The 26144-nt window shown below is 62.0% G+C and carries 28 protein-coding genes and 2 pseudogenes; 13 read left to right on the forward strand and 17 right to left on the reverse strand.

Annotated features, from left to right (window positions below; all coding sequences use genetic code 11):
- Positions 1–19: 19 nt before the first annotated feature.
- From HJC04_RS19130 to HJC04_RS19155, 7 genes and pseudogenes are all read right to left on the reverse strand, one after another.
- Positions 20–1090, reverse strand: a complete 1071-nt coding sequence (locus HJC04_RS19130; protein ID WP_221146849.1) for an ABC transporter ATP-binding protein — start codon at positions 1088–1090, stop codon at positions 20–22.
- 130 nt (positions 1091–1220) lie between these two features.
- A pseudogene (locus HJC04_RS31825) lies at positions 1221–1334 on the reverse strand (3-oxoacyl-ACP reductase); the annotation flags it as partial.
- A gap of 1 nt (position 1335) precedes the next feature.
- Positions 1336–2376 carry an NAD(P)-dependent alcohol dehydrogenase gene (locus HJC04_RS19135; RefSeq protein ID WP_221146850.1) on the reverse strand — a complete coding sequence of 347 codons (1041 nt, stop codon included), beginning with the start codon at positions 2374–2376 and terminating at the stop codon, positions 1336–1338.
- Positions 2377–2380: 4 nt separating this feature from the next.
- The gene (locus HJC04_RS19140) at positions 2381–2584 is read right to left on the reverse strand and encodes a DUF2160 family membrane protein (RefSeq protein WP_207241065.1); all 204 of its coding nucleotides are present in this window, start codon (positions 2582–2584) and stop codon (positions 2381–2383) included.
- Positions 2585–2588: 4 nt separating this feature from the next.
- Positions 2589–3422: a carbohydrate ABC transporter permease gene (locus HJC04_RS19145; RefSeq protein ID WP_210628645.1), complete on the reverse strand. Its 834-nt coding sequence runs from the start codon at positions 3420–3422 to the stop codon at positions 2589–2591.
- A complete protein-coding gene (locus HJC04_RS19150) occupies positions 3419–4297 on the reverse strand; it encodes a carbohydrate ABC transporter permease (protein WP_097591494.1) in 879 nt (292 codons plus the stop codon). The genes HJC04_RS19145 and HJC04_RS19150 overlap by 4 nt, the downstream gene beginning before the upstream one ends.
- 137 nt (positions 4298–4434) lie before the next feature.
- A complete protein-coding gene (locus HJC04_RS19155) occupies positions 4435–5865 on the reverse strand; it encodes an extracellular solute-binding protein (RefSeq protein WP_210628644.1) in 1431 nt (476 codons plus the stop codon).
- A gap of 243 nt (positions 5866–6108) precedes the next feature.
- Between HJC04_RS19155 and HJC04_RS19160 the strand changes: the two genes are divergently transcribed.
- A complete protein-coding gene (locus tag HJC04_RS19160) occupies positions 6109–7041 on the forward strand; it encodes an AraC family transcriptional regulator (RefSeq protein ID WP_221146888.1) in 933 nt (310 codons plus the stop codon).
- Between the two features lie 80 nt (positions 7042–7121).
- Here HJC04_RS19160 and HJC04_RS19165 read toward each other — a convergent pair whose 3' ends face one another.
- Entirely contained in the window at positions 7122–8165 is a 1044-nt protein-coding gene (locus HJC04_RS19165) for a zinc-dependent alcohol dehydrogenase family protein (RefSeq protein ID WP_221146851.1), read from the reverse strand.
- A 250-nt stretch (positions 8166–8415) separates the two neighbouring features.
- On the opposite strand from HJC04_RS19165, the gene HJC04_RS19170 reads away from it, so the two are divergent.
- Together HJC04_RS19170 and nadE are read left to right on the forward strand one after the other, a co-directional pair.
- Positions 8416–9303 (forward strand): branched-chain amino acid aminotransferase, encoded by an 888-nt coding sequence (locus HJC04_RS19170; protein WP_210628642.1) that lies wholly within the window; start codon positions 8416–8418, stop codon positions 9301–9303.
- Positions 9304–9535: 232 nt separating this feature from the next.
- A complete protein-coding gene (gene nadE, locus HJC04_RS19175; RefSeq protein WP_221146852.1) occupies positions 9536–10369 on the forward strand; it encodes an ammonia-dependent NAD(+) synthetase in 834 nt (277 codons plus the stop codon).
- 8 nt (positions 10370–10377) lie between these two features.
- Here nadE and HJC04_RS19180 read toward each other — a convergent pair whose 3' ends face one another.
- Entirely contained in the window at positions 10378–11049 is a 672-nt protein-coding gene (locus HJC04_RS19180) for a glutathione S-transferase N-terminal domain-containing protein (protein WP_210628641.1), read from the reverse strand.
- 115 nt (positions 11050–11164) lie between these two features.
- On the opposite strand from HJC04_RS19180, the gene HJC04_RS19185 reads away from it, so the two are divergent.
- A complete protein-coding gene (locus HJC04_RS19185) occupies positions 11165–11782 on the forward strand; it encodes a TetR/AcrR family transcriptional regulator (protein ID WP_221146853.1) in 618 nt (205 codons plus the stop codon).
- On the opposite strand, the gene HJC04_RS19190 is transcribed toward HJC04_RS19185, so the two are convergent.
- Positions 11744–13009 (reverse strand): MFS transporter, encoded by a 1266-nt coding sequence (locus HJC04_RS19190; protein ID WP_221146854.1) that lies wholly within the window; start codon positions 13007–13009, stop codon positions 11744–11746. The genes HJC04_RS19185 and HJC04_RS19190 overlap by 39 nt on opposite strands.
- A gap of 117 nt (positions 13010–13126) precedes the next feature.
- On the opposite strand from HJC04_RS19190, the gene HJC04_RS19195 reads away from it, so the two are divergent.
- The gene (locus tag HJC04_RS19195) at positions 13127–13468 is read left to right on the forward strand and encodes a nuclear transport factor 2 family protein (protein ID WP_210628638.1); all 342 of its coding nucleotides are present in this window, start codon (positions 13127–13129) and stop codon (positions 13466–13468) included.
- Between the two features lie 15 nt (positions 13469–13483).
- On the opposite strand, the gene HJC04_RS19200 is transcribed toward HJC04_RS19195, so the two are convergent.
- The 3 genes and pseudogenes from HJC04_RS19200 to HJC04_RS19210 form a co-directional block, all read right to left on the reverse strand.
- On the reverse strand, positions 13484–14215 hold the full coding sequence (locus tag HJC04_RS19200; protein ID WP_210628637.1) for a sulfite exporter TauE/SafE family protein: 732 nt from the start codon (positions 14213–14215) through the stop codon (positions 13484–13486).
- Between the two features lie 59 nt (positions 14216–14274).
- Positions 14275–14928, reverse strand: coding sequence for a class I SAM-dependent methyltransferase (locus HJC04_RS19205; protein ID WP_210628636.1), 654 nt, complete (start codon positions 14926–14928; stop codon positions 14275–14277).
- Between the two features lie 195 nt (positions 14929–15123).
- A pseudogene (locus HJC04_RS19210) lies at positions 15124–15447 on the reverse strand (hypothetical protein); the annotation flags it as partial.
- A 212-nt stretch (positions 15448–15659) separates the two neighbouring features.
- Here HJC04_RS19210 and HJC04_RS19215 point away from each other — a divergent pair.
- The gene (locus tag HJC04_RS19215) at positions 15660–16262 is read left to right on the forward strand and encodes a superoxide dismutase (protein WP_221146855.1); all 603 of its coding nucleotides are present in this window, start codon (positions 15660–15662) and stop codon (positions 16260–16262) included.
- A 124-nt stretch (positions 16263–16386) separates the two neighbouring features.
- Positions 16387–17232: a metallophosphoesterase gene (locus tag HJC04_RS19220; protein WP_221146856.1), complete on the forward strand. Its 846-nt coding sequence runs from the start codon at positions 16387–16389 to the stop codon at positions 17230–17232.
- A 204-nt stretch (positions 17233–17436) separates the two neighbouring features.
- Here the strand turns inward: HJC04_RS19220 and HJC04_RS19225 are convergent, their stop codons facing one another.
- Entirely contained in the window at positions 17437–18129 is a 693-nt protein-coding gene (locus HJC04_RS19225; protein WP_210628634.1) for a YafY family protein, read from the reverse strand.
- Between the two features lie 128 nt (positions 18130–18257).
- On the opposite strand from HJC04_RS19225, the gene HJC04_RS19230 reads away from it, so the two are divergent.
- The 3 genes from HJC04_RS19230 (at position 18258) to HJC04_RS19240 (ending at position 20524) form a co-directional block, all read left to right on the forward strand.
- Complete coding sequence (locus HJC04_RS19230; RefSeq protein WP_210628633.1) at positions 18258–18893, forward strand: LysE family translocator; 636 nt, start codon at positions 18258–18260, stop codon at positions 18891–18893.
- A 141-nt stretch (positions 18894–19034) separates the two neighbouring features.
- Positions 19035–19475 (forward strand): cytochrome c, encoded by a 441-nt coding sequence (locus tag HJC04_RS19235; RefSeq protein ID WP_210628632.1) that lies wholly within the window; start codon positions 19035–19037, stop codon positions 19473–19475.
- A 134-nt stretch (positions 19476–19609) separates the two neighbouring features.
- Positions 19610–20524: a cytochrome c gene (locus HJC04_RS19240; RefSeq protein WP_210628631.1), complete on the forward strand. Its 915-nt coding sequence runs from the start codon at positions 19610–19612 to the stop codon at positions 20522–20524.
- Positions 20525–20558: 34 nt separating this feature from the next.
- On the opposite strand, the gene HJC04_RS19245 is transcribed toward HJC04_RS19240, so the two are convergent.
- Both HJC04_RS19245 and HJC04_RS19250 read right to left on the reverse strand, forming a co-directional pair.
- Positions 20559–21188: a glutathione S-transferase family protein gene (locus tag HJC04_RS19245; RefSeq protein ID WP_210628630.1), complete on the reverse strand. Its 630-nt coding sequence runs from the start codon at positions 21186–21188 to the stop codon at positions 20559–20561.
- 42 nt (positions 21189–21230) lie between these two features.
- A complete protein-coding gene (locus tag HJC04_RS19250) occupies positions 21231–21725 on the reverse strand; it encodes a GNAT family N-acetyltransferase (protein WP_210628629.1) in 495 nt (164 codons plus the stop codon).
- A gap of 277 nt (positions 21726–22002) precedes the next feature.
- On the opposite strand from HJC04_RS19250, the gene HJC04_RS32265 reads away from it, so the two are divergent.
- A complete protein-coding gene (locus HJC04_RS32265; RefSeq protein WP_405047664.1) occupies positions 22003–22317 on the forward strand; it encodes a metal/formaldehyde-sensitive transcriptional repressor in 315 nt (104 codons plus the stop codon).
- A 170-nt stretch (positions 22318–22487) separates the two neighbouring features.
- Positions 22488–23393, forward strand: coding sequence for a class A beta-lactamase (gene bla / locus HJC04_RS19265; RefSeq protein WP_210628628.1), 906 nt, complete (start codon positions 22488–22490; stop codon positions 23391–23393).
- A 28-nt stretch (positions 23394–23421) separates the two neighbouring features.
- On the opposite strand, the gene HJC04_RS19270 is transcribed toward bla, so the two are convergent.
- Entirely contained in the window at positions 23422–23661 is a 240-nt protein-coding gene (locus HJC04_RS19270; protein ID WP_221146857.1) for a DUF1127 domain-containing protein, read from the reverse strand.
- Positions 23662–23836: 175 nt separating this feature from the next.
- On the opposite strand from HJC04_RS19270, the gene HJC04_RS19275 reads away from it, so the two are divergent.
- Positions 23837–25843 carry a BTAD domain-containing putative transcriptional regulator gene (locus HJC04_RS19275; protein WP_210628626.1) on the forward strand — a complete coding sequence of 669 codons (2007 nt, stop codon included), beginning with the start codon at positions 23837–23839 and terminating at the stop codon, positions 25841–25843.
- Positions 25844–26144: the final 301 nt, after the last annotated feature.

Here is a 26144-nt window from a genome sequence, read left to right on the forward strand (position 1 = left end):
TCCTTCCGATGCCTGTTGCTCAGAACGGGAGTCTTTGCTCCGTTTGCTTGTCGAACACATGAGCCGCGGCAGGATCGACGTCGAGCCGTATCCTGTCGCCCGGCTTCAGCGCGTGGCGCTCGCGAAAGGCGCACAAGACCCGCTTGCCCGCCAATTGGACTGCCAGGAGAATTTCCGCCCCCGTCGGCTCGATCAACTCGACAGTTGCCGGTACGCCCGCATCGCCGTTCGACAGCATCCACTGGTCAGGACGTACCCCGTATATCACCTCTTGGCCGTGACTCGCCCGCGTGCCCTGTGGAAGGGGAAGGGCCGACCCTTCAGCCAGCCGCGCTGAGTTCGAAGAGAGATCGATTGTGGCCGGTAGCATGTTCATCGCCGGCGATCCGATGAAGCCGGCGACAAAGGTATTTGCCGGCCTGTCGTAAAGCTCCAGTGGCGCACCGATCTGCTCCACCTTGCCGTCGCGAAGCACTACAATGCGGTCCGCCATTGTCATGGCTTCAATCTGGTCATGCGTGACATACACGGAAGTCGCGCCGAGGCGCTGGTGAAGAGTTTTGATCTCCGAACGCATATCTACGCGCAACGCGGCGTCCAGGTTTGACAGCGGCTCGTCAAAGAAGAACGCCTTTGGGCGGCGAACCATCGCGCGCCCCATGGCAACACGCTGCCGCTGGCCTCCGGAGAGCGCCTTCGGATATCGGTCGAGATAGGGCGTAAGCCGCAACATCTCGGCAGCCTTGTCGACCTTGACGTTGCGATCCGCAAGGTTCTCGCCGCGCAATTTCAATGCGAAGGCCATGTTCTCCCGAACGGTCATGTGCGGATAGAGCGCGTAGTTCTGGAAAACCATCGCCACGTCACGGTCCTTGGCGGCGATGTTGTCGACGCGATGTCCGCCAAGCTTGATCGTGCCGCCGGTGATCTCCTCAAGGCCGGCAAGCGACCGCAACAGCGTGGATTTGCCGCAACCGGAGGGACCGACCAGCACGACGAACTCACCGTCGGCTATGTCGAACGAGATGTTGCGCAGCGCGTGATAGGAGCCGTAATGCTTGTCGACCTGGTCGAGCTCGATCGTCGCCATGTGTCAATCCTCAGTCAGTTGTGGCGGCATGGCCGCCGATCAATCGGGACGGGTCCACGGGCAGCTTCACCATGAGGTGTATCCTGCATCCGCAACGACGATGCTGCCGGTCATCAGGCTGGCGACATCGCACGACATGCGCGCCCGCTTCCGATAAGGCATCAGCGCAGGCATAGCCGATGTTGGGCCTCGCGCCGGTGACGACCGCCACTCTTCCACTGAGATCCAGCTTCCGCAGGTACATGCTACTTCCCAAGCTCGATCTGGATTTTGACGGAGGACGGCTTCGGTCGCACGGCGTAATCGAACGCTTCGACAGAATCCTCGAAGGCGTAGGTATCGGTGATCAGCGCATCGACATTGATCTGGTTCGATCCCAATAGCGCGACGATGCGCGGGTAGACATGGGCGTAGCGGAACACGTGTTCGATGCGCAGTTCCTTGGTCTGGGCGATGACGACATCGAGCGGGACCGGCTTCAGGGGCATGCCGACGAGGACGATGGCGCCGCCGGGGCAAGCATGGTGCGCCGTGTCTGCGATCACTTCGGCCGCGCCGGAACATTCGAAGACGACATCGACGCCCCAGCCGTCGGTTTCGCGGGCTATGACACTCTTCAGGTCCTGCGAGCGTACGTTGACGGTCATGATGGCAGGGCCGAGCTTGCGCGCCACGGCAAGCTTTTCGTCGACAACGTCGGTAACGATAACTCTGGCGCAGCCAGCCGACAGCGCCGCGATCGCTGTCACCATGCCGATCGGTCCGGCACCCGTGACCAGCGCGATCGCACCGGGCGTCAGCCTCGCCTTGGAGACTGCTTGAAAGCCTACAGCCAACGGCTCGACCATAGCGCCAGCGGCGTAGGAGACGTTGTTCGGAAGCTTAAAGGTGAAGGCCGCCGGGTGGACCACGCTCGGTCTCAGTACGCCATGCACCGGCGGCGTCGCCCAGAAGCGCACCGCGGGATCGAGATTGTAGAGACCCAGTCGCGACGCGCGACTTTGAGGATCGGGAATGCCGGGCTCCATGCAAACGCGGTCGCCGACTTTCAGGTTCTGCACCGCGCTGCCGACCTCTTCGATGATGCCGGCGGCTTCGTGGCCGAGGATCATCGGCTCGCGCACAACGAAAGGGCCGATCGCGCCGTGAGTGTAATAGTGAACGTCGGATCCGCAGACGCCAACGGTTTTGATGGCGATGCGCACGTCGGTGGGACCGAGCGCCTCCTTCGGGTCCAGGTCGCGAATGCGCAGTTCGTCTTTGCGTTCGAGGACGAGTGATCTCATGTCTTCAGCCCTTTCGGATAATGAACACGGCCAGCGCCAGGCAGAGCACCGTCGCCACCCATAGGGGCAACACGCCCTCAAGGAAGCGCATCCATAGAAGATGCACCAGGATCAGGATCACGACGGAGATGAAGCCCCTGTCGAAGCCGTTGGTTCGGATAGGCAGGAACCCGTCGCGTTGGGTTTTCTGGGGTTGAACGCCAGCCATCTTCTTACCCTTTCAACGCGCCGAACGTGAGGCCGGTCACGATGTGTTTCTGGACGAAGCCGAGCACGATTAGGGCCGGAAGCGTGGTCAGGAACGCCATCGCTGCCATCTCGCCCCAGTTCGTTCCGGTGACCGAGACATATTCAGCGAGCGCTGTCGTCACGGTCCTGGCGTTAGCCGAGGACGTTAGGGTCGCTGCGAACAGGTACTCGTTCCAGGCGAAAATCCAGGTCAGGATGAAGGTGACGGCCAACCCCGGCCGCGCCAGCGGCAGGATGACGTTGGACAGCACCTGGCCGGTTGTCGCACCATCGACCCGCGCCGCTTCGTCAAGCTCCAGCGGAATCCCGTCGAGCATGCCCTTCAAGAGCCAGACGGCGAAGGGCAGGTTGAAGACGCAATAGAGCAGGATCAGGCCAGTCTTCGTATCGAACAGCATGAAATCGCCGAACACGAACCACTTGGTGAAGAGCAGGAAGAGCGGCAGCAGAAACACGGCTGGCGGCGCCATGCGGTTGGTGATCAGCCAGAAAAACACATTGTCACCGCCGCCGATTTTGTAACGCGACAGCCCGAACGCCGCGAGCAGGCCGAGCGCGCACACCAGCGCTGCGTTCGATGTCGCCACGATCAGCGAATTCCAGAGATACTGCAGGAATGTCGAGCTGTTCAGCACCGCCAGAAAATTGTTCCAGTAAAGATCGTCGATGAGGAACGACTTCGAATAGAGCTTCACGCGGGGGCGCATCGAAACGACCAGCATCCACCAGACCGGAAGCAGCGTCAGAATGGTCAGGCATATCCAAAGGACGAACGAGGCTATACCGGAGCGTTTCATTGTGCGCCTCCCTTGCGGCCGGTCATGGCGACGAACAGCAGCCAGCTCAGAACGATCGTGACGTAAAGCGTCAGTAGCGACATGGCCGCACCGTAGCCGTAATCGGTCTTCGGAAAGACGTTGATCCAGATATGAAGGCCGATGAACCGGGTGGCCTCAGCCGGACCACCCTTTGTCAGCATCCAGATTTCGTCGACCGAGCGCAGCGCGTCCATCAGCCGGATGAAGACGGTTGTCAGCAGCACCGGCTTCAACATCGGAACGATCACGTACCAGAAAATCTGCAGCTTGTTGCCGCCGTCGATCTGCGCCTGTTCGAGCGGTTCTTTCGGCAAGGCGGTCAGTCCCGCCATGAGCGACAGCGTGACGAACGGCGTCCAATGCCACAGGTCCATGATGATCGCCGTGGCGAAGGCGTGATAGGCATTGGTCGAGATGTTGTAGTCGATGCCGAACCACAGTTTCAGGTAATAGGGCACGATGCCGAAGCCGGGAACGCAAAGCAGCCGCCAGGTAGCGCCGACTGCAATGGGCGCGACCACGATCGGCAGTGTGTGGATCGTGCGAAAGAACTGCCGGCCCCACAGCCGGTCTGCCATCAGCGCGCGGGCCAGGACATAGCCTAACAACAGCTCGCTCACAACGACGACGAATGCGAAGACCAGCGTGCGCGCAAGCGAGTTCAGGAATGTCGTGTCAAAAACGAGGCTGCGATAATTCTGCAGGCCTGCCCAGCGCAGGGTGGGGTCGACTGCGTTGGTGTTCCAGTCGAAGAAGCCGACATAGAGAATGTAGATGAAGGGAACAAACCCGACAACGAACAGAATTAGCGTGGCTGGTGCTAGAAACAGCCATCCGATGTTGGATTGTCTCATCCTGCGCTCCGTCAGATCGTCCTTGACACTCATTCGCCTGACTTCGAGCGTCGCGGGCAGGCCCCGCAAACCGCAGTCAGGAAAGGGGCGGCCACCTTGCTGAAGGCGACCGCCAACCGCTTGGGAGGTGCGGTCTTTTACTTGCGATAGCCGAGCTTCACGAGTTCGGCTTCGGCTGCGGTGGCGGCCTGGTCCAGCGCATCGTCCGGCTTGATCTCACCGACAATCGCTTTGTAGATGAAGGGCGCGACTACCTGCAGAACTTGCGCGTGGAACGGGAACGGCGGAGCTCCGGCGAACAGCTTTCCGTCCTCACGCATGAGCGTGTAGTAGCCGTTCATCTTCTTGTCCTGATCGACGATCTTGGGATCGTCGTAGGTCGAGTTCATGACGATGCGGGAGCCGGCCAGCGCCCAGTCGGTCTGCACTGAGGCCTGACCGATATACTGCAGGAATAGCAGCGCCGCGTCCTTGTTCTTGGACGAATGCGGGATGCCGAATGCACCACCATCGTAATAGCCGATATATCCCTTGCCGGATTCGGCTGCTTCCATGACACCCGCCTCGACCGGAGGCAATGACACTCCCACCTTGCCGACGACCGTCGATTTGCTTTCGTCGGTAGCGATCCAGGCAGCGTTTTCACCGTAGACGAGGCCTTGGGCTGCGCGGCCGGCGGCAAATGTCCCGGCAACCTCGTCCCAGGTGGACGACGTCGATTCCGGCGGCGCGTATTTCAGCAGGCCGATCCAGTAGTTGAGCGCCTTCTTCGCGGCGGCGGAGTTCATCTGGCCGCCGTTGGCTTCGGTGGCCGCGAAGGTCGTGCCATCGATGCCCCAGTTATACACGCCAAAGGTCGGCGCGACCGACTCGAAGAATTCGTAGAAGGCGGCGGGATGGCTCGACGAGGCCTGTACGGTGGTTCCCCAGAGCTCCTTGTCTGCGCCGTATTCGGTGAAGAACTTGGCGATCTGGGTATACTCGTCATGCGTCGTCGCGGGCTTCAGATCCGCACCGGTGGAATCCTTGTAGGCTTTCTGGATCGCCGGATCATCGAAAAGATCCTTGCGGTAGAGGTAAGGCTTGATGAAGGCTTCCATGGGGACGCCCATGACATCGCCCGACTTCGGATCCTTGAAATAGTTCAAGAAAGTAGTGAAATTCTCCGGCTTGAAGTCCGGCGAAGCGATCTTCGCATTATCGGTAAGCGACTTGGTGATGTCGACCAGGAAATTGCGAGCCAGATACGTATATACGATGTCCTGCTCGATATAGACGAAGTCATAGATGCCGGTATTGGCCTCCATGTCCTTGATCGCCTTGTCGTACATCTGGTCCCAGGATGTCGCTTCGAATTCGACCTTGATGCCGGTCTCTTCGGTGAACTTGGGACCGAGCACCTGCTCGACATATTTCGACGCTGGGGTCGATTCCGAGATGCCCCGGATGGTCGCGCCCTGGTAGGGTTGGGCGGCAGTTTTCCACCAAGAATCCTGAGCAAGAGCGGTCGAGCTCCAAAGGCCAAGCGAAATGAAGCCGACGCCCACGGCTTTGACGAAACTGTTCATTGTTCTCCTCCATTTGGATCGCAAAATCGGTCCGGTTGTGCGTGCTAAACTCTCCTCCGACACGCTCAACGGACCACAATAGTTGTAGAAAGAACGGGTGGACACAAGCGCGGCCGTTGCGCGATACTGATACTCTCATGCGCGAAATGCCGAAAATATCCATGAAATCTTGTGTGCGTTGCACAATCCAATATTGATTGTCAGCGCAACGAGCATCGCGGGAAGCACTGGAGGATGTCCGCAATGTCAGTTGTTTCGCCAACGGTCGCGAGATTTGAATATGTCTTGACCGGCGCGGACGAGTCGTTCCTCTGGCGCCGCGACGACTATCCGTGGGAACGCAACGTCTGGAATTTCCACCCGGAGGTGGAGATCCACTACATTCCCAACGCCAGCGGCGTCCTGCTTGCAGGCGATCATGTCGGCGCGTTCACGCCGGGCCATATTTCCGTCATCGGCAGCAACCTGCCGCACGACTGGGTGACGCCGCTCGGACCGGGTGAGCGCATTCCAGGACGTGACATCGTCATCCAGTTTCTGCCGGCCAAGCTGGAGCAGGCTTCGGCCTTCCTGCCGGAACTGGCGGGGCTGCGTGACTTTCTCGCCCGCGCACAGCGGGGGCTCTCCTTCAAGGGCCGGGCGCGGGAGCAGGCGGAGGCGCTGATACTCGACATGGAGTTCCAGACCGGCTCGCTGCGGCTTTCGACCTTCCTGTCATTGCTCTCGCTGCTGCGGGACACCGACGAGTTCGATATGCTGTCTTCAGAGGCTTATGTGCCGGACCTGAGCTATGGCTCGCTCGAAGCCCTGCAACAGGTCTTCGCGTATGTCTTTGCCAATCTGTCGGAGGATATCCGGTTGCCTGATATGGCTCGCATGGTCGGCATGAGCGACAGCGCCTTCTCGCGATTCTTCAAGAAAAACAGCGGCCACAGCTTCACCGACCACGTCAACAAGCTTCGTATCTGGAAGGCGGGCCAGCTATTGACTGATACCTCTATGCCGATAACGGACATCTGCTTCGAGGTGGGCTATCGCAATCTGTCAAATTTCAACCGGGTGTTTCTCCGTCACCATAACCTAACACCGACGAAATACCGGAAACTGTCCACCAACCGCAGAACCGTTCCGTTACCTCAGACAGCGACAGATCATATGCCTGTGCAGTCAGCCTAGCGATCAGTCGATGATACCTAAAGAGGAGGGAAGATGTATTCTCTCCTTGCGACTTCATTATGCCCTGGCTCAGACGATCCCTATGAAAACCGCGTAATCACGCTGATCCCTATCGCCTCCGCCTTATCGAGCGCCATCAGCGCCGGCACGGCCTCCTCGAGACTGACGCGGCGTCCGATCAGTTTCTGCGGCGCGATCTTCCCCGCCGCCAGCATGGACAGCATGGCGTCGTAGCGCCAGGCCTGCATGCCGTGGCTGCCGTAGATCTCCAGTTCGTGGCCGATCACCTGGCCCATCGGAATCTGCGGTGTCGCGTATTCGCCGAGCATCAGCCCCACCTGCACATGCCGGCCGCGCCGGCGCAGATTCTTGATCGAGTTGAAGCAGGTGGCGGGGTGGCCGAGCGCGTCGATCGAGACATGCGCGCCGCCTTTGGTGATATCGCGCACCGCCTCGGCCACGTCGGCAACGCTTGAGGCATTGACCGTCGCCACCGCGCCGCACTCTCTGGCGAAGGCGAGTTTCTCCTCCGATATGTCGATGCCGATCGCATTGGCGCCCAGCGCGGTGGCGATCATGATCGCCGACAGGCCGACGCCGCCGCAACCATGCACGGCGATCCATTCGCCGGGTCCGGTGCGCGCCTGGTCGGCGACGGCGCGGAACGAGGTGGCGAAGCGGCAGCCGAGGCTTGCCGCTGTCGCGTCCTCGATCGTATCGGGCAGATGCACCAGATTGGTGTCGGCATAATCGATCGCCACATATTCGGCGAAGGAGCCCCAATGGGTGAAACCCGGTTGGAACTGGTTCGGGCAGATCTGCTGGTTGCCGGAATGGCATTCGCTGCAATGGCCGCAGCCGGACACGAAGGGCACGGTCACCCGGTCGCCCGCCTTGAAGCGCATGACGCCGCGGCCGGTGGCGACGACGCGTCCGGCAAGCTCGTGCCCCGGCACATGCGGCAGGCGGATATCGGGATCGTGGCCCATCCAGCCGTGCCAGTCGCTGCGGCAGAGCCCGCTTGCGCCGACTGCGATGACGACTCCGTCCTCGGAAGGTGTCGGATCGGGCAGCGTGCGGATTTCCGGCGCCTGCTCGAAGGCTTCGTAGAACATGGCTTTCATCGGCGTCTTCCCTTGCTGCTGTCCGGCGATTTCTCCTCATGATCGCATGCGCCAGCCCGCCATTCCAACAGAGATTCCATCATTTTTGCTGATGCACCCATCGCCAACGCCGCAGGTGTCGCGCACGAATATTGCGGCCGGACGCTGTGCTCCGGCATTTTCTTGCTTCCGTATTTCCGGCCGGGATTTGTCCTTGACCCGGCGTGCCGCCGGGGTTTTTGCTTTCCCGGATTCGCAAGGGAGATCAGCAATGGCCGTCGATACATCACCGCGTTCCACCACCTGGACTCATGTCGACGGCGAATGGCTTCCCGGCAATCCGCCGCTGATCGGGCCGACCTCGCATGCCATGTGGCTCGGCTCCACGGTGTTCGACGGTGCCCGCTGGTTCGACGGCATCGCCCCGGATCTTGATCTTCACTGCCAGCGCGTGAACCGCTCCGCACTCGCCATGGGCCTGAAGCCGGTGAAATCGGCCGAGGAGATTGCCGCGCTCGCCTGGGAAGGCGTTGGCAAATTCGACGGCGCGACGGCGATCTACATCAAGCCGATGTATTGGGGCGAACATGGTTCGCCCGGCAGCATTGTCTCCGTCGATGCCGAATCGACCCGCTTCGCGCTCTGCCTGTTCGAGGCGCCGATGGGCGGCCATGGCGGCACCAGCCTCACCGTTTCGCCCTATCGCCGTCCCTCGCCCGAAACGGCCATGACGGAGGCGAAGACCGGCTCCCTTTACCCGAACAGCGGCCGCATGATCACCGAGGCGCGCAGCCGCGGCTTCGACAATGCGCTGGTGCGCGATCTGAACGGCAATGTCGTCGAAACAGCCTCCTCCAACGTCTTTCTGGTGCGCGACGGCGTGGTGATGACGCCCGCCGCCAACCGCACCTTTCTCGCCGGCATCACCCGCGCCCGCGTCATCGGCCTCTTGCGCAAGGCCGGCTTCGACGTCGTGGAAGCCACGCTCTCGGTCGAAGATTTCCTTGCAGCCGACGAGATCTTCACGACAGGCAATTATTCCAAAGTCGCCGGCGTCACCCGCCTCGACGATCGCAATTTCCAGGAAGGCCCGGTCACCCGCAAGGCGCTGGAACTCTACATGGACTGGGCCCACGGGAGAAGTGAGAGCGAGGAGTGAGCAGTGGTTCGGCGTAGCCGAGGTAATCGATTCAGCGAATCGATTGCAACGGCGGACGTAGGTTTCAGTTCGTCAGGAACAGGGTCGTCACGCGACGATTTCAGCTTCGCAGATCGATCCCAAACCTTAACGCTCACTTGACGATTTAGAGCGGGCCTGCCCGAAACCGCTTCGCTTCCCCACACCTTTCCGCCATAGTGCGCCGAAATTTTCATACACAGAGGAACCACCCATGACCGTGCTCTCCGACGAACAAGGTGAGATCATCCGCGAGCTGGGCCTTGCCGCCGAGATCGATCCGGAGCACGAGATCGAGCGGCGGACCGCCTTCCTCAAGGATTATCTCGTGGCGTCGGGCATGCGCGGCTACGTCCTCGGCATTAGCGGCGGCGTCGATTCGCTGACGGCGGCGCTGATTGCTCAGAAGGCGGTGCGCGAGTTGCGTGAAGGTGGCCATGCGGCGGAATTCATTGCCGTGCGACTTCCCTACGGTGTTCAGGCCGACGAGGCCGATGCGAACCGGGCGCTGGAAACGATCGGCGCCGATCGTTCGATGGTGGTCAACATCAAGGAAGCGGCGGATGCGATGCTGGCCGCCGCGCAGAACGGCGGCCTTGCCTTTGCCGATGCCGGCCGGCAGGATTTTATCCTCGGCAACATCAAGGCCCGCCAGCGGATGATCGCCCAGTTCGCCCTGGCCGGCGCGCTCGGCGCCCTGGTGATCGGCACCGACCACGCCGCCGAGGCGGTCATGGGCTTCTTCACCAAGTTCGGCGACGGCGCCGCCGATATCCTGCCGCTCGCCGGCCTCAACAAGCGCCGCGTCCGCCTGCTGGCAAACCGGCTCGGCGCTCCGGATGAGCTGGTCTTCAAGGTGCCCACGGCCGATCTCGAGGACCAGCGGCCGCTGCGTCCCGACGAGGAGGCCTATGGCGTCACCTATGACGAGATCGACGATTTTCTTGAAGGCAAGCCGGTCGGCGAGATTGCCCGCCGCCGGATCCTTTCCGCCTATCGGGCGACTGCTCATAAGCGAGCCCTGCCGGTCGCCGTCAACGCTCTCTAAGAGCGGCGCTACGGCCGCACCGGTTCGCCGGCCCGTCCGGCCGAGGCGAGATAGGCCTGCGGGGCGAAATAGACGCCGCCGGCCTCGAAGGCCTGGAGATCTTCGGCCTGCAGTGCCTCTCGCACCTTGGGGCGCGCCGCGACGCGAGCCATGAAGCCGCTCAGTGCCGGCCATTGTTTCAGATCGATGTCGATCCAGGGCGACCAGTTGAGGCAGACGAAGAGATAGGCGTCGGCCACCGTGAAGGCATCGCCGGTAAGATAGGGTGCGGTCACACGGTCGTTCAGCCAGGCGAGCCGTTTCGAGATCACTGCGCGGATTTCTCCATGCACGCTGGAATAGATCGGGCTGAACAGCAGCACCATCGGCTTGTGCAGCTCGGCGGTGATGAAATTGAGATAGGATTGCACCTCGTTGCGCTTGATGTCGCCGACTTCCGGCAGCAGGCCCGAGCCTTCCGCCAGAAACTGCACGATCGCCGGCCCTTCGGTCAGTACCTTTCCATCGTCCAGCATCAGCGCCGGCACATAGCCGTTGCCGTTGATGACCAGGTAGTCTTCGCCTTTGCTTGTCCTGTGGGTCTTCCGATCGACCTGGACGAGCTCGATGTCGAGCCCCAGCTCCCGGCAGATGATGTGCGGCGAAAGCGAGCAGGCTGCGGCGTGCATATAGAGTTTCATCTCGGTTTCCTTTCTGCGGAGGCGGCAAGATGCCGCCGGCCGATATGTTTGGACATTTGTACTGTTTCGCATAAAATAACCGTCGTCAACAATTTAATGCGAAGCAGTACAAAATATGAAGGACGAGAAGAAACGCGGCCGCCCGAGGGCTTTTGACGCCAAGGCGGCGCTCGGCAAGGCGAGGGACGTCTTTTGGGACAGGGGCTTTGCCGCCGCCTCGCTCGACAATCTGAGTGCCGCGACCAACCTCAACCGCCCAAGCCTCTACGGCGCCTTTGGCGACAAGGAGGCTCTCTATCTCGAAGCCCTGGAGGCCTATCGGCAGGATGGCATGGACGTGCTGAAGCAGGCGCTCGACCCGTCACTGCCGCTGCGCGACAATCTCGCGAGCGTCTATGCCGGGGCGTTAGCGATCTATCTGCACGGCGAAACCGCCGCCCGCGGCTGCCTGCTGATCGGCACCGCCTCGGTCGAGGCGGTCCAACATGAGCGTGTGCGCGAGGTGCTCGGCCGCAGCCTCAACGAGTTCGATGGTGAGATCGAAAAACGCATGCGCATTGCCGTCGAAAGGGGCGAGCTTCCCGAGAGCGCCGATCCGCTGATGCTGGCAAGGCTCGCCTCCGCGGTCATGCATTCGCTTGCCGTGCGCGCCCGCGCCGGCGACAGCCGTGAGGTGCTGGAGTCGATCGCCCGCTCAGGCGTCGAGCTGATCTGCGGGAGCTCGCAGGTCTGATGTTGTGGCCTCCCTCGGCCGCACCAGCCAGGCATAGGCAGCACCGGCCAGAAGCAGCAGCGAGGTGCCGAGAAAAACCGAGCGCATGCCGATATGCCCGCCGACGAAGCCGCCGAGGATGGGGCCCGCGACCTGGCCGACATATTGCGACGAGATGGAAAGCCCGAGAATGCTGCCGGCCGCACTGTCCGGCACGCTATGGCGGATGACGGCGGCGATGCAGGGCAGCAGCCCGCCGAGTGCTGCTCCCATCAAGAAGCGCAGGATGATCAGCTGCCAGGGACTGGTGACGAGAGCCTGCGGGATCAGCAGCAGCCCGGCGACCACGAGCGCACCCGCGATCACTGGCCAGTGGCCGACCCTGTCGGCGAGCCTGCCGAGCCATGAGGCCGAAACGATGCTGCCGAGGGCGGCGGCCGACATGACGAGACCGGAGATCATCGTCACTTGCGCTTCGACGGGCACGATCTCAGCGACATAGACGGTGATGATCGGCTCGATCGACATATTGGCGAGCATCAGCAGCATGCCGGTTGCCAGCATGGCAATGACGGGGCGCCTGTCGTTTATGGATCTCCAGCCGCCGCTCGCCTTGGCCGCCAGGCTGCGGGCCGGTGACTTCTCCTCCTTGATCAGCAGGGTGGTGGCGAGAAAGGCGAAGAAGATGATGGCCCCGGCGGCGAGAAACGTGCCGCGGATGCCGATGAGCTGCGGCAGTGCGCCGCCAATCAGCGGCCCGACGAGATTGCCGGCCATGATGCCGGAAGACAAGACGCCGAGCGCCCACGCCGAGCGGTCCTTCGGCGTCTGCGTCGCCACCAGCACCATCGAGCCGGAAGAGTAGCCGCCGGCAAGCCCGACGAACAGGCGCAGCGCCACCAGCTGCCAGACATTGCCGGCCATGCCCATCAGCGAGATCGCCAGCGTCATGCCGAGGCTGGCGCGCACCAGCATCAGCTTGCGGCCATAGATATCGCCGAGCCGCCCCCAGAGCGGCGCGACGAGAGCGGCGGCCAGGAAGGTGGCGCCATAGGCGATGCCCGACCATTGCACGATCGCCGCATGATCGGTCACGCCGAGCTCTTTGACATAAAGCGGCAAGAAGGGAAGCAGCAGCGTCATCGCCACGATCGTGGTGAAGGAGCCGATCAGCGAGACGGCAAGGTTGCGCCTCCAGTAAATCGAGCCTGGTCCAGCGCTGGCCGCGTCCCGTTGCGTGTCGGTCATTCTTGCCTCGGCATCGATCCTGCGGGGGCAGTTGCGCCGCAAGCTGGATCATCTCGGGTAAAAGTGGTAGAAGATAGCCGATTGCATAATGCAATCGGATAATCGGAAGGTTTTGCCATGAACGAGATGCGATCCAGGCAACAGACTGTCCGCGATCTCTACACCGCCTATCTCGCCGATCGCAAGGACCTTGTCGGCGCCATGCTGACGGAGGATTTCACCTTCTCCAGCCCGCGTGACGACCATATCGACCGGGCGACCTATTTCGAGCGCTGCTGGCCCAAGGAGCCGGTCTTCCGCGCAATCCACATCGAGTTCCTGTCGGTCGACGGCGACGAGGCTGTTGTTCGCTACCGGGCCGAAAAACTGGACGGCACGAGCTTCGCCAACATGGAAAGCATTCGTTTCCGCGGCGATAGGATCGCCTCCGTGGAGGTCTATTTCGGCCGCAATCTCTGACACGCCGAAACGCCTTTAGAAGATCCGCAACGCCGACGTCGTGATGATGACCATTGAGACCGCCACCATCAGCGCCCGCACCGGCAGGCGCTTGACGAAGATGGCGCCGAAGGGGGCGGCGATGACGCCGCCGATAATGAGGCCGATCGCCGAATTGAGCTCAGACCAGCCGAGCGTCACGACGAAGGTGAGCGAAATCGTCAGCGTCACGGCGAATTCGGTAAAATTCGTCGAGCCGATTACCCGTTTCAGATCATGACCGCGCCCGACCAGCGTACTGGTGACGACAGGACCCCATCCGCCGCCGCCGATCGCATCCAGCAGGCCGCCGCAAAAGCCGACGGGCGGCACGGCCCAGTCGCGCACCTCGCGTTTGCTCGGTGGTCGGAAGCCCTTGTAGAGGATCAGCAGACCGATCGCGATCAGATAGGCCGACACGAAGGGTTCGATCACCTTGCCGTCTATATTGGCAAGCAGAGTGGCGCCAATCGCGCCGCCGATCATGCCGGCCGGGGCTAGACGCGCCACCAGCCGCCAGTCGACATTGCGATGATAGGCATGCGACAGGCCTGACGCGGCCGTCGTAAACATTTCCGTCACATGCGTCATGGCGCTGGCATTGGCCGCCGGCACCCCGAAGGCCAAGAGGCTCGTCGTCGACAGCACGCCGAAGGCCATACCGAGCGCGCCGTCGACGATCTGCGCACAGAAGCCGACAGCGATGAAAAAGAAGATATCCGATGGCATGCTGTCCCCTCAGGCGAACGGTAGCATCAGAATCGCCGATGCGGAGAAAACTTTTGCTCTCAGGAGGAAAAGCCGCGCTGCTTCAACCGGACGATCTTGAAAAAGCCGTTCGGAAAGACCGGCAGAATATCGGTCGTTGAAAAATCGCCGCGGCGTTCGGCCCAGGCGACGATGCGGTGGATGCGGAAGGCGGACGACCAGCCGATGTGACGCACCAGCGGCGCCACCGCCGCCTCGATCGCGCCCTGAAGGCCGGCGCCGTCGCCGAGCTTGCTGGCTAGGATGATCTCGCCGCCCGGCCGCAGCACCCGGGCGCATTCGTCCAGCGCCCGTTCGGGCTCGGGAATCAGCGTGATGACGAAGGGCAGGCAGACCACGTCGAAAGACTTGTCGGCAAAGTGCAGCGCATGTGCATCCATCACCTCGAGCGCCTGCACATGCTGCAGGTTTTCGCGCCGTACCTTTTCGCGCGCGCGTGCGATCATATGTTCGGAAATGTCGATGCCTGTCACCCGGCAGCGGCTCGGATAGTGGGCGAGCGTTAGACCGGTGCCGACACCAACTTCAAGAATATCGGTGCCGGCTGCGGCAGCCAGCGCGGCCAGCTTGCGGTGGCCGTCGCGCAGGATGCCGCGATAGACGCGGTCATAGACCGGTGCCCAGCGCTGATAGATTTTCTGCTGATCTTCCGCCCGGTTGCGAAGCTCCGACATGCATAAACCTCCCTGCGCCTGACCCCGAGAATCGAATCGATTTCGGAAAGCATCATGCCTTTATCGCAAACATAGAGCGCCTTGGCGCCTCTCATAGAGGCGCGGGGCTCTAAAAACTGAGCACTTCAACTCCTGAGAGTGGGTTTGGGTTCCGCTCGCAATGTGACCAAAGTCACATGCCGCTGCGGTGGCCGGCTTCGCTGGCGCCAAGCCGAGCTCTTCAGCATCGATCTCGCTGCCGATCTCGACCGATTCCGTCTGCTTGTCATAGACGCAGATCTGGACGATGAGCCCCCTGGCCCCCTTCGACTTTCCCGTCACCAGGGCCAGCCCGTAATGCGAGGTGCCGAAGGGATCGACCACGGCCTTCGGCTTCTCGATTGCGACCGCCGCCTTCCTGCACTTGTCTTCCACGTCTGCGGCCAGCTGTTTCCAGGCCTCGTCCGAAGAGGCATGCGCCGCAGGGACAAGAGAGGGAAGCGCGGCAATGGCGAGATGCGGGATTATATTCCTGTTCATACCGGATCTCCATTGATGTCGGTGGCCGGTGAAGCGGTTTTCGGGGCGTCATGCCGGCGATTTTGTACGCCCGAATCCCGCCCTGAAACTGAGGCAAATTTTCCTCCGTCCGGTCGTTTTTTGATATTTCGGCGGTTGCCTCTCCCCCTTTCCCCTCCTATGTTCCGCCTCACCTGCCGATGACGCAATCTATTGCCAAGAGGAGATCTGACATGGCTTTCGAATTGCCTGAACTTCCCTATGATTACGAAGCGCTTGTCCCCTTCATGTCGAAGGAAACGCTGGAGTTTCACCACGACAAGCACCACAAGGCCTATGTCGACAACGGCAACAAGCTCGCCGCCGAAGCCGGCCTTTCGGACCTCTCGCTCGAAGAGGTCGTGAAGAAGTCCTTCGGCACCAATGCCGGCCTCTTCAACAACGCCGCCCAGCACTACAATCACATTCATTTCTGGAAATGGATGAAGAAGGGCGGCGGCGGCAACAAGCTGCCGGGCAAGCTCGAAGCGGCCTTCGCCTCCGATCTCGGCGGCTATGACAAGTTCAAGGCCGATTTCGCCAATGCCGGCGCCACCCAGTTCGGCTCCGGCTGGGCCTGGGTTTCCGTCAAGAACGGCAAGCTCGAAATCTCCAAGACCCCGAACGGCGAAAACCCGCTCGTCCATGGCGCCACGCCGATCCTCGGCGTCGACGTCTGGGAACACTCCTATTACATCGACTATCGCAACGCCCGCCCGAAATATCTCGAAGCCTTCATCGATAGCCTGATCAACTGGGACTACGTCCTGGAACGTTACGAAGAAGCCACGAAGTAAGCGCCCGGTCTCGCCGCCAGCCGCGGCGATCTCTCGATTTCGCACCCGGCGTTCTCCGAACGTCGGGTGTTTTCGTGACGCGAGCCGTCACATCCCTGTCACCGGCCGATCCTAATCACGCTCGATGTCCTCTTCCGATGTTTCCCCGCTCCGCCTCGGCATCGTCGCCGATCCGCAATATGCGGCGATCCCTCCGCATGCGGCCATGGACCGCTATTACGCCAACAGCCTCGCCAAGGTCGCCGAGGCGATCGAGGTCTTTAACGGCTGGGAATTGAGCTTCGTCATGACGCTCGGCGATATCATTGACCGCAGCTTCAGGAGCTTCGACGACATCCTGCCGGTCTACGGCAAGCTGAGGCACGAGGCGCTCTTCCTGCTCGGCAATCACGATTTCTCCGTCTCGGCGGGGCATCTCTCCGAAGTCGCCGCGCGTCTCGGCATGCCGTCGCCCTATTACAGTTTTTCCCGCCACGGCTGGCGCTTCGTCGTGCTCGACGGCAATGAGGTCAGCACCTTCGCGCCGCCCGAGGGCCATCCGCACCGCGCCCTTGCCGCGCAAATGCTGGCCGAGCTGGAGGAGAAAGGCGCCAGGAATGCCCATCGGTGGAATGCTGCGCTGAGCGACGTGCAGTTCGCCTGGCTAGACGATGAAATCGCAGAGGCAGCTGCGACCGGCGAGAAGGTGATCGTCATGAACCACTATCCCGTGCATCCGCCAAGTGAGCACGGCATGTGGGACAGCGAGCGCATCGTCGCGCTGCTCGCCTCGCATGCCAATGTCGTCGCCTATCTCAACGGTCACGACCACGTCGGCAATTACGCCAAGGCCGGCGCCTGCCACTTCGTCAATTTCAAGGGCGTAGTCGACACCGAAAGTGAAAACGCCTTCGCGATTGTCGAACTCCACCCTGACCGCATCGATATCCGCGGCTTCGGCCGCGAGGAGAACCGCACGCTGGCTTATTAGGCCAGAGATCGCCGCGTGCCCCTCATCCGGCTGCCGCCACCTTCTCCCGCACGCGGGGAGAAGGGAACATGCCGCGACCTCGCCACTCCTCGCAGGCCTCTCGCAGGGCACGTCCCCTCTCCCCGTTTCTACGGGGAGAGGGTTAGGGTGAGGGGCAGCGCTCAACGTCAACCGACGCGTCGATGATTGGCCAAGTAGCTGATTTCACACCGTCACAGCCTTTTCCGCCCACCCGCTCGTCCACAATTGCCGCAGCCGGTCACCGTCGCCCTTGAAGAAATCGTCGCTTGCATCGCAACGCTCCACCCGGTCGCTGCGGAAATTGCGGATTGCCTGGCGCAGTTCGCACCAGGCGACGATATTGGCGGTCTGCGAATAGTAGATCAGCGCGATCGGCTGCACCGTCCGCTCGCTGGCGCGGCCGAGCTCGTCGCGATAGGCGAGCGTCAGCTTGCGTTCGTCGCGGATCGCCCGGCGCACGATCGCAAGGTCGAAGCCCACCGGCTGCACGGTCGAGCCCCAGGCATAAAGCGCCTTGTTGTCCAGCGCCTCGCGCAGCGGCGCCGGCACGGCGCCTGATATCTTCCGGTTGACCCGGCGGGCGGCCTGCTTCAGCTCCTCGTCGCCCGTACGTTCGAGCAGCGCCAGCGACAGAACGATCGCCTCCATCTCCTCGATCGAGAACATCAGGGGCGGCAGGTCGAAGCCCGGCCGCATGATGTATCCGATGCCGCGCCCGCCTTCGATCGGCACCCGCATTGCCTGAAGGGCGGCGATGTCGCGATAGATCGAGCGCACGGTCACTTCGAGCGTCTCGGCCATGACAGCCGCCGTCATCGGTTTTCTGGCGAGCCTCAGGATCTGGATGATCTCGAAAAGCCGCGAGGCCTTGCGCATTCTTGTCTCTCCATCCTCACGCTCCTGACAATACACTGTCAGTTGGGTTTGCGTATAGACCCGCCTATCGGATTGAAATCAATCGGGGCTTTTGAAAGTGGCCCGCGGAACTGAGGGTGGCAACTGACATGAATTACCATGAAAACCTCTGGCTATTCTTCACCCTTCTCTTCGGCATCATCATCGTGCCGGGCATGGACATGCTCTTCGTGCTTGCCAATTCGCTGACCGGCGGTATCAGGCGGGGGCTCGCGGCGACGGGCGGTATCATGGCGGGCGGCGCCGTGCATTCGGCCTATGGCGCGGCCGGCGTCGGCGTGCTCGTCACCATGCTGCCGCAGCTCTTCAACCTGCTGCTCTTTGCCGGCGTCGGTTATATGATCTGGATTGGCGTTTCGCTGATGCGCAGTTCGATCACCGTCGAGGTGGTCGGGCCGGCGACGGCGCGCTCTGGCTGGCGCGCCTTCTGCCAGGGCGCCGTCACCTGTCTCGTCAATCCCAAGGCCTATATTTTCATGTTCGCGGTCTACCCGCAGTTCCTGAGACCGGAATATGGCCCGGTCTGGATGCAGGGTGTGATCATGGGCGCCATGACTATCGTCACGCAGTTCGCCGTTTACGGAACGCTGGCGATGACGGCAGGCCGCAGCCGCGACCTGCTGGTGGCAAATCCCGACGCCACGGCCTTTGTCGGCCGTTGCGCCGGACTGCTCCTGGTTGCGGTCTCCGCTTTCAGCCTCTGGCAAGGTTGGAAAACCACCTGAGACGCCGGTTATCACATTGTTTTTATGACCCTCCGGCAAAACGTGACTGCCTGGACGCATGGATTTTGTCATGCTCCCGGTGCAGATTGGCCATCGGCCGCCTTGGCCCCAGCAACAATGCTGAGAAAACGGAGAGGAAATATGAATTGGAAAGCAGTAGCTGCCGCCGCAGCGATGGCCGGCATCGCCTTCGGGTCGGTGACCGCCGCCGATGGCACCCATGATTCGCGCATTGCGCTGATGAAGAAGATCGGCGGTTCGGCGGGCGCCATGGCCGCCATCGCCAAGGGCGAGAAGCCCTATGATGCCGAGACGGTAAAGGCGGCGCTGACGACGATCGCCGCCACCGCCAAGGTTTTCCCCGATCAGTTCAATCCGGGCAGCGATATGAACGATCCCGAGGTCAGCCCGAAGGTCTGGGAAAACATGGACGACTTCAAGGCGCGTGCCGCAAAGCTCTCGACTGACGCCGAGACCGCGCTGGCTCAGCTTCCGGCCGATGCCGCCGCTGTCGGCGCGACCATAAACACCCTCGGCGCCAATTGCGGCGGCTGTCACAAGGCCTATCGTATCAAGAATTGATAGACCGTTCGATCTGGAACTTGAGGCGCGATCCGCGCCGGCCTGGCCGCTGGCGCGGATCACCTTGTTCTCCGCGTGTGGGCTGGTGCCGAATCGTTCCGCACAGGAAAATCTCGGAAAAAGGGAGGCGGAGCATGATCCGCAGGTTCATCCGGTTTCTGCTCTGTCTGATCGGCGTCGTCGTTCTCGGCGGCGGCGCCTTCTATCTCGTCACCGCGCCCGATCCGCTGCCGGAGAGCCATTGGGCCGGTCTCGGCGCGCCGGATCCGGCAAACGGTGAGATGGTCTTCCGGGCGGGCGGCTGCGTCAGCTGTCATTCAGCACCCGGTTCCGAAGGCGATGCCAGGCTGACGCTGTCGGGCGGCCTGGCGCTGAAGAGCCCGTTCGGCACCTTCCACGTGCCGAACATTTCGCCGGATGAAAAGGCCGGCATCGGCGCCTGGACGCTGGCCGAATTCGGCAATGCGATGAAGCGCGGCGTCGGCCCGGATGGCCAGCATCTTTACCCGTCTTTTCCCTATGGCTCCTATTCCCGCATGAGCGACAAGGACGTCAACGATCTCTTCGCCTTCCTGAAGACCCTGCCGAAGAGCGCCAACGTCGCGCCCCCGCATGAACTGCCCTTTCCTTACAACATCCGCCTTGCGCTCGGCGGCTGGAAATTCCTCTATTTCAACGATCAGCCGCGCGTCGCGCTCGCCAAGAACGACGACAAGATCAAGCGCGGGCAGTATCTCGTCGAAGGCCCCGGCCATTGCGGCGAGTGCCACACGCCGCGCAATGGGCTCGGCGGCTTCCAGGCCGATTTGTGGCTCGCCGGCGCTCCTAACCCCGAGGGGAAGGGGCGCATACCCGATATCACCCCGGCCTCCAAGAGCATCGGCGGCTGGAGCGAGGCCGATATCGCCAACTACCTCGAAACCGGCTTCACGCCCGATTTCGATTCCGTCGGCGGTTCGATGGTCGATGTGCAGCAGAACATCGCCCGCCTGCCGGCTGCCGACCGCGAGGCGATCGCCGCCTATCTGAAGGCCGTGCCGGGGCGTTAGACAACATGGCTAGGCCCTGCCTTCATGCGCCCCCTTAAAGGGAGGTGGGACCCGGCATCAGATCATAGGGATGGCGCCAGCCGGGCATGCTGCTGATCCGGTCTTTCCAGGCCGCGATAGCCGGATAGGCGCTGTGATCAATCCCGGTTTCCTCTGGCATGAAGACGTAGCCTGCCAAGGAGAGGTCTGCGATTGTCAGGCGGCTCCCGACCATAAAGGCCCGGTGGGCAAGGTGGCCGTCGACAATTGCATAGGCAGCCTTGGCCCGCAGCCTCAAAAACTCGACGACCGGTGTCTCGCCGCTCTTCTGAAGGCCGTAAATGAACCTCAGGGTCGCGTAATAGCTCGTGAATTTATGGTTGTCGAAAAGGATCCAGCGCATGATCTCGCGCCGTTCTTCGGCTGTCTGCGCCCCAAACTGTCCCGTCACCTCTGACAAGTAGTCGAGGATGACCCCCGATTGGCTGATCTTCGTTTGCCCATGTTCGAGGACGGGCGCCTCGCCCTGTTCGTTGATGGTTTCTCGCCATTGTTCGGTTCGCGTTTCACCGCCGAGATAATCGACGAAAATGCTCTCCCACTCGATGCCGGCAAGGGCGAAGAAGAGGGCGACCTTGTAGGCGTTCCCCGAGAGAGCGAAGCAATGGAGTTTGAAGTCAGGCATGCAATCTCCTCATGACAACAAAGACTTAGACCCGCGACGCGGTTAAGCGATCGACTGCATGTAACGCATGCCGGTCACCGGCCTCGGCGTGAAATCCATCTGTTCGTAGAAGCGGTGGGCGAGCACATTGCCGGTCGCGGCGCTGACGGAAAGGTAGCCGCAGCCGGCATTGCGCGCCGTCTCGCGGGCCCGGTCGACGAGCAACTGGCCGGTGCCGTGGCCGCGATGGCCGTCGCGCACGAAGAGATGGTGCAGGTCCATGCCGCGCTTGCCTTCCTGCGCCCTGTAGAGCGGCACCAGAATCGCGTAGCCGATCAGCCCTTCGCCGGTTTCGGCGACAAGCGCGGTAATCCAGGGCAGCGGGCCGAACAGGTCGCGCTCCAATTGCTCCGGCGTCGTGGCGGCCGCATCGCCGTGATGGGCGGCAAGCAGGGCGATCATGTCGTTGAGCTCGGGCAGATCGCGCGGTTTGGCGGTGCGGATCGTCACCACCGATGGCCGCATCAGTGAAATTTCGCTGTCTTCGATTTCGGTCATGGTCTTCGCGTCCTTTGATAATCTGCCGTCAGGACGCTGCCGATACAACAAAGCCGCCTGACGGCGGCTTGTTGACAATATGATCTGTCCGGCCGCCCTTTACAGGTACAGCCAAAAATACGAGCGGCTCTGGTGCACGTTCTTGATCATGCAGCATCCATCGCCGCAAACGCGGCATTTGTCAATGGCGTGAGCGCATGACGCTGAAACATGTCAGACCCTCGAATCCAGCCGAGAACACCAATAGGATACCCCCTATACTAAACGAAGGTCTGCGATGTCCCACCCCACTCTGCAGAAGAAGAAGCTCGTTGCCCGCGTCAGCCGCCTGAAGGGGCGGCTGGAAGCCGTCGAGCGGGCGCTCGAGGCTGAACGCCCCTGCGGCGAAATCCTGCAACTGCTCGCCTCCATTCGGGGCGCGCTGACCGGGCTGACCAGCGAGGTTTTGGACGATCACCTGCGCCCCGGCCATCACGCGGCAATCGTCGCCATCGTCACCCCGCAGCCGCACGAGCCGGCGTTCTACAAGGGCAGGCTTTCGGCGCTTGAAGAATTGTCGCATGTGACGGTCGAGGTCACGCGCGCCGCCTGATCGGCTGCGGGCGGAGGACGAAATCGCCGCTGCTCAACAAGGTTGCAGCAGCTGACAACAAGTTGCAGCAGCTGACAACAAGTTGCAGCAGCTGACAACAAGTTGCAGCGGGGACGAGATGCCGCCGCAATCGGTCCTTAGCTCTATTCTCCGAATCGTCGGAGGAATTCATGGATATCAGCCTTACTCGCCGCACGCTGATCGGCTCGGTACTCTGCCTGCCTGCTTTGAGCCTGTCCACGCTGGCGCGTGCCGCCAATGCGCAGGAAACTGCCGGGGAGGGCGACGACAATATCGAGCATCGCCTTGCCGCGCTCGAAAAGCGCACCGGCGGCCGTCTCGGCGTCTCGGTGCTCGATACCCAGACGAGCATCTCCTTCGGCTATCGCGGCAGCGAGGCCTTTCCGATGTGCAGCACCTTCAAGGCGCTGGCCGCAGGGTTCGTCCTTGCCCGCGCCGACAAGGGGCAGGAGAGCCTCGAGCGGCGGGTGACCTACGGTAGCGACAAGCTCGTCGACTATTCGCCGGTCAGCGAAAAACACGCCGGTGCCGACGGCATGACCCTCGCCGAACTCTGCGAGGCGGCGGTGACCGTTAGCGACAACACCGCCGGCAACCTGCTGCTCGAAAGTTTCGGCGGTCCGCCGGCGCTGACCGACTGGCTGCGCTCGATCGGCGACGGCACGACCCGTCTCGACCGCACCGAACCGACACTGAACGAGGGTCGCAAGGGCGATCCGCGCGACACGACGGCACCCGACGCGATGCTCGATACGCTCGGCAATCTGACGCTCGGTTCGGTGCTGACTGGGGCCTCTTGCGACAAGCTGATCGCCTGGCTGGTGGCAAGCACCACGGGCAAGGAGCGGCTGCGGGCCGGCCTGCCTGCCGATTGGAAGGTCGGCGACAAGACCGGCACCGGCCAAAACGGCTCCCTCGGCGACATCGCCGTCATCTGGCCGCCCGACCGCGGCCCGATCGTCGCAGCCGTCTATATCGCCGAGGCGACCGTGCCGGCCAAGGAGCTCAACCTGATCTTTGCCGAAGTCGGCAAGATGGTAACCGAGATGGTGTGAAGCAGGGAGTCGCTTCAGAAGCAATTGATTACCGCATCGACATCAAGTTCGTGATAAGACCCGCTTTGATGTCGAGCACCGGCCGATTGGCCTCGGGGTGACCGATGTCTCTCAGCTGATAAGGTGTCAGCTCTGCCAATTGTTTCCGACTCGCGATAGCCCGCTGCCATGTTCTCAGGGCAGCAAACAAAGTCGTTAGGATGTTCATGGGACCAGCCATCTGCCTTGTCGGCGCGCTGACGAAGGTCTGTGTTTCCGTATGAGCCATTTCCGATCTCCCACCTGTGATGTGCAGGTGGAAATCTCCCATGCGGGCGTTTTCACCCTGTTCGGCTGAGCGTGAACGGGGAAGAAAACTTCGACAAGCCGCCGCTAAATCGGTGTTAAATCCGTCTTTCCCAAATGCTATTCTGCCAACGGCGGTCCAAAGCTGGAGGCTTTCTGTGCGCATCAGGATGCTAGGCGGTCTCGAGGTTATCTCCGGAGAGGGCCGGCAAGTCCGCTTCGCCACGCGCAAGACGTCGCTGCTGTTTGCGGCTCTCGCCCTGGCAGGCCGCCGCGGCTGTCGCAGGGAGGTGCTTTCGGAAGCCTTCTGGCCGGGGCGAAGCGATGAGCAGGCCCGCAACAGCTTGCGGCAGGCGCTGGTCGATATCAGGCGGTCGTTCCCGGCAAGCAGTGACGCCACCACCTATATCGAGGGGGATCAGGAGACGGTGGCGCTGATTGTCGCTCCCGATGAAGTCGACATTTCACTCTTCGACCGGAAGCTGGGGACGGGCTCGAGCGCAGATCTGGCCTCCGCGGCGGATCTCTACCGCGGCGACCTGCTTGAGGGCGAGTCCATTCCGGATGAGTTGGGTGAGTGGTTCGCACCTTACCGGAGCACATATCAGCGCAAGGCGCTGCAGCTCGTGGAACGTTTGAGCCTTGCCCTCTTCGAACCAGGTTCCGCGGAAGAATTGCCCTGCGAAGCGCTTGCCGCGAGACTACTCGCCTCCGACCCGACGGCGGAGGCTGCCCACAGGGCGCTGATGCGGATCCACGCTCTCCGCGGCCACGAGAACATGGCCTTGCGCCAGTTCGAGACCTGCCGGGCTCTCCTGAAGAAGCATCTGGACGTCGAACCCGAAGCGGAGACCTCGTCTCTGGCCGCCACGCTGCAACCGCGGCAGCGACCCGGTGATCGGCGGGCTGCGGCCGCAGTCGAGCCGCAGCTGCAAGTCTTCTCAGCCCCGGCCAAGCATCATGACCGTCCATCGGTTGCGGTGCTGTCCTTCCAAAATTTGAGCGGCGATGCGGAACAGGACTATTTTGCCGACGGCATCGTGGAGGATATCACGATCGCTCTCGCGCAGTTCCGCCACCTCTATGTCATCGCCCGCAATTCGAGCTTCACCTACAAGGGACAGGCCGTCGACATAAAGCGGGTCGGGCGCGAGCTGGACGTGGACTATGTGGTCGAGGGGAGCGTGCGCCGCGCGGGCGACCGGCTTCGTATCGCCGGACAACTCATCGACACCTCGACCGGCGCGTATCTCTGGGCAGACCGTTTCGACGGGACGCTGGCGAACCTGTTCGATCTGCAGGATCAGATTGCATCGAGCATTGTTGGCGCAATAACGCCGAAAGTGGAAGAGGCGGAGATCGAGCGCGCCAAACGCAAGCCGACCGAGAGCCTTGACGCCTATGACTATTATCTCCGCGGGCTGGCGGCCTTCGACCGGACGGTGACCAACAGATCGGTCGTCGACGAGGCCCTGCGGCTGTTCACGAAGGCGATTGAGCGCGATCCGGATTTTGCCATCGCCCATGCCCGGGCGGCGCGCTGCTATGCGACCCGGAAGAGCAACGGCTGGATGGTTGATCCCGGCACCGAGATTGAAGAAGCGACCCGATTGGCGAGAAGAGCCGTCGGACTCGGCTGGGACGATGCAGTCGCGCTCTCCTACGGGGGATATGTGCTCGGTTATGTCGGCGGCGATCTCGATGAAAGCGCTGCTTGTATCGATCGGGCCCTCTTCCTCAACCCGAACCTCGCCATTGCCCTGGGCGTCAGCAGCTGGGTGCGAGCCTGCCTGGGCGAGCCGGACAAGGCCATCGAACACGCCGCTCTGGCCATGCGCCTGAGCCCCTTGGATCCGCGCCTGTTTGCCTGGCAGTTCAACACTGGGCTGGCTCACTTCTGCGCCGGTCACTACGACGATTCCGCCGCCTGGGCGGCAAAATCCCTGCGCCACCAGCCGAACTACCCGAGCGCGATGCGTGTGATGGCGGCGGCCCACGCCATGGCCGGGCGGAGCGCGGAAGCAGGGGAAACGATTGCGCGACTGCACCTGCTGGATCCGGCGCTTCGGCTTTCGAATCTCGCCGACATTCTGCCACCGTTCCGGCGGCCGGATGACCGCAACCGCTATATCGAAGCCCTTCGTATGGCCGGATTGCCGGAGTAGGCATGCGGCGAAGGAGTTCAATCCGATCTTTGCCGAAGTCGGCCGCATGATTGTCGAGATGGTTTGAGGGAGGAGCATGCGAACGGTAGGATCGACAGATCTCCGGTGCGCCCGGAAAACTCCTCCCCAACCCCTCCCCACAAGGGGGAGGGGCTCACCCGCAGCGGGATTCTGCCACTAAAATATGCCGCCACATGCTGAGCCCTCGGGGATGAATTTCGACGGTGCAGCAGAGTAGTCTCTCCCCCTTGTGGGGAGGGGTTGGGGAGGGGTTTTCTCCCAGGTCAGTGTTTTCCTTATA

The organism is Rhizobium sp. NLR8a (assembly GCF_019685235.1).
GTDB lineage: Bacteria > Pseudomonadota > Alphaproteobacteria > Rhizobiales > Rhizobiaceae > Rhizobium.

Excerpts from the sequence above, each read along its gene's own strand:
- HJC04_RS19130 (WP_221146849.1), bottom strand. The coding sequence starts at position 1,090 with ATGGCGACGATCGAGCTCGACCAGGTCGACAAGCATTACGGCTCCTAT.
- HJC04_RS19135 (WP_221146850.1), bottom strand. The coding sequence starts at position 2,376 with ATGAGATCACTCGTCCTCGAACGCAAAGACGAACTGCGCATTCGCGAC.
- HJC04_RS19140 (WP_207241065.1), bottom strand. The coding sequence starts at position 2,584 with ATGGCTGGCGTTCAACCCCAGAAAACCCAACGCGACGGGTTCCTGCCT.
- HJC04_RS19145 (WP_210628645.1), bottom strand. The coding sequence starts at position 3,422 with ATGAAACGCTCCGGTATAGCCTCGTTCGTCCTTTGGATATGCCTGACC.
- HJC04_RS19150 (WP_097591494.1), bottom strand. The coding sequence starts at position 4,297 with ATGAGACAATCCAACATCGGATGGCTGTTTCTAGCACCAGCCACGCTA.
- HJC04_RS19155 (WP_210628644.1), bottom strand. The coding sequence starts at position 5,865 with ATGAACAGTTTCGTCAAAGCCGTGGGCGTCGGCTTCATTTCGCTTGGC.
- HJC04_RS19160 (WP_221146888.1), top strand. The coding sequence starts at position 6,109 with ATGTCAGTTGTTTCGCCAACGGTCGCGAGATTTGAATATGTCTTGACC.
- HJC04_RS19165 (WP_221146851.1), bottom strand. The coding sequence starts at position 8,165 with ATGAAAGCCATGTTCTACGAAGCCTTCGAGCAGGCGCCGGAAATCCGC.
- HJC04_RS19170 (WP_210628642.1), top strand. The coding sequence starts at position 8,416 with ATGGCCGTCGATACATCACCGCGTTCCACCACCTGGACTCATGTCGAC.
- nadE (WP_221146852.1), top strand. The coding sequence starts at position 9,536 with ATGACCGTGCTCTCCGACGAACAAGGTGAGATCATCCGCGAGCTGGGC.
- HJC04_RS19180 (WP_210628641.1), bottom strand. The coding sequence starts at position 11,049 with ATGAAACTCTATATGCACGCCGCAGCCTGCTCGCTTTCGCCGCACATC.
- HJC04_RS19185 (WP_221146853.1), top strand. The coding sequence starts at position 11,165 with ATGAAGGACGAGAAGAAACGCGGCCGCCCGAGGGCTTTTGACGCCAAG.
- HJC04_RS19190 (WP_221146854.1), bottom strand. The coding sequence starts at position 13,009 with ATGACCGACACGCAACGGGACGCGGCCAGCGCTGGACCAGGCTCGATT.
- HJC04_RS19195 (WP_210628638.1), top strand. The coding sequence starts at position 13,127 with ATGAACGAGATGCGATCCAGGCAACAGACTGTCCGCGATCTCTACACC.
- HJC04_RS19200 (WP_210628637.1), bottom strand. The coding sequence starts at position 14,215 with ATGCCATCGGATATCTTCTTTTTCATCGCTGTCGGCTTCTGTGCGCAG.
- HJC04_RS19205 (WP_210628636.1), bottom strand. The coding sequence starts at position 14,928 with ATGTCGGAGCTTCGCAACCGGGCGGAAGATCAGCAGAAAATCTATCAG.
- HJC04_RS19215 (WP_221146855.1), top strand. The coding sequence starts at position 15,660 with ATGGCTTTCGAATTGCCTGAACTTCCCTATGATTACGAAGCGCTTGTC.
- HJC04_RS19220 (WP_221146856.1), top strand. The coding sequence starts at position 16,387 with ATGTCCTCTTCCGATGTTTCCCCGCTCCGCCTCGGCATCGTCGCCGAT.
- HJC04_RS19225 (WP_210628634.1), bottom strand. The coding sequence starts at position 18,129 with ATGCGCAAGGCCTCGCGGCTTTTCGAGATCATCCAGATCCTGAGGCTC.
- HJC04_RS19230 (WP_210628633.1), top strand. The coding sequence starts at position 18,258 with ATGAATTACCATGAAAACCTCTGGCTATTCTTCACCCTTCTCTTCGGC.
- HJC04_RS19235 (WP_210628632.1), top strand. The coding sequence starts at position 19,035 with ATGAATTGGAAAGCAGTAGCTGCCGCCGCAGCGATGGCCGGCATCGCC.
- HJC04_RS19240 (WP_210628631.1), top strand. The coding sequence starts at position 19,610 with ATGATCCGCAGGTTCATCCGGTTTCTGCTCTGTCTGATCGGCGTCGTC.
- HJC04_RS19245 (WP_210628630.1), bottom strand. The coding sequence starts at position 21,188 with ATGCCTGACTTCAAACTCCATTGCTTCGCTCTCTCGGGGAACGCCTAC.
- HJC04_RS19250 (WP_210628629.1), bottom strand. The coding sequence starts at position 21,725 with ATGACCGAAATCGAAGACAGCGAAATTTCACTGATGCGGCCATCGGTG.
- HJC04_RS32265 (WP_405047664.1), top strand. The coding sequence starts at position 22,003 with ATGTCCCACCCCACTCTGCAGAAGAAGAAGCTCGTTGCCCGCGTCAGC.
- bla (WP_210628628.1), top strand. The coding sequence starts at position 22,488 with ATGGATATCAGCCTTACTCGCCGCACGCTGATCGGCTCGGTACTCTGC.
- HJC04_RS19270 (WP_221146857.1), bottom strand. The coding sequence starts at position 23,661 with ATGGCTCATACGGAAACACAGACCTTCGTCAGCGCGCCGACAAGGCAG.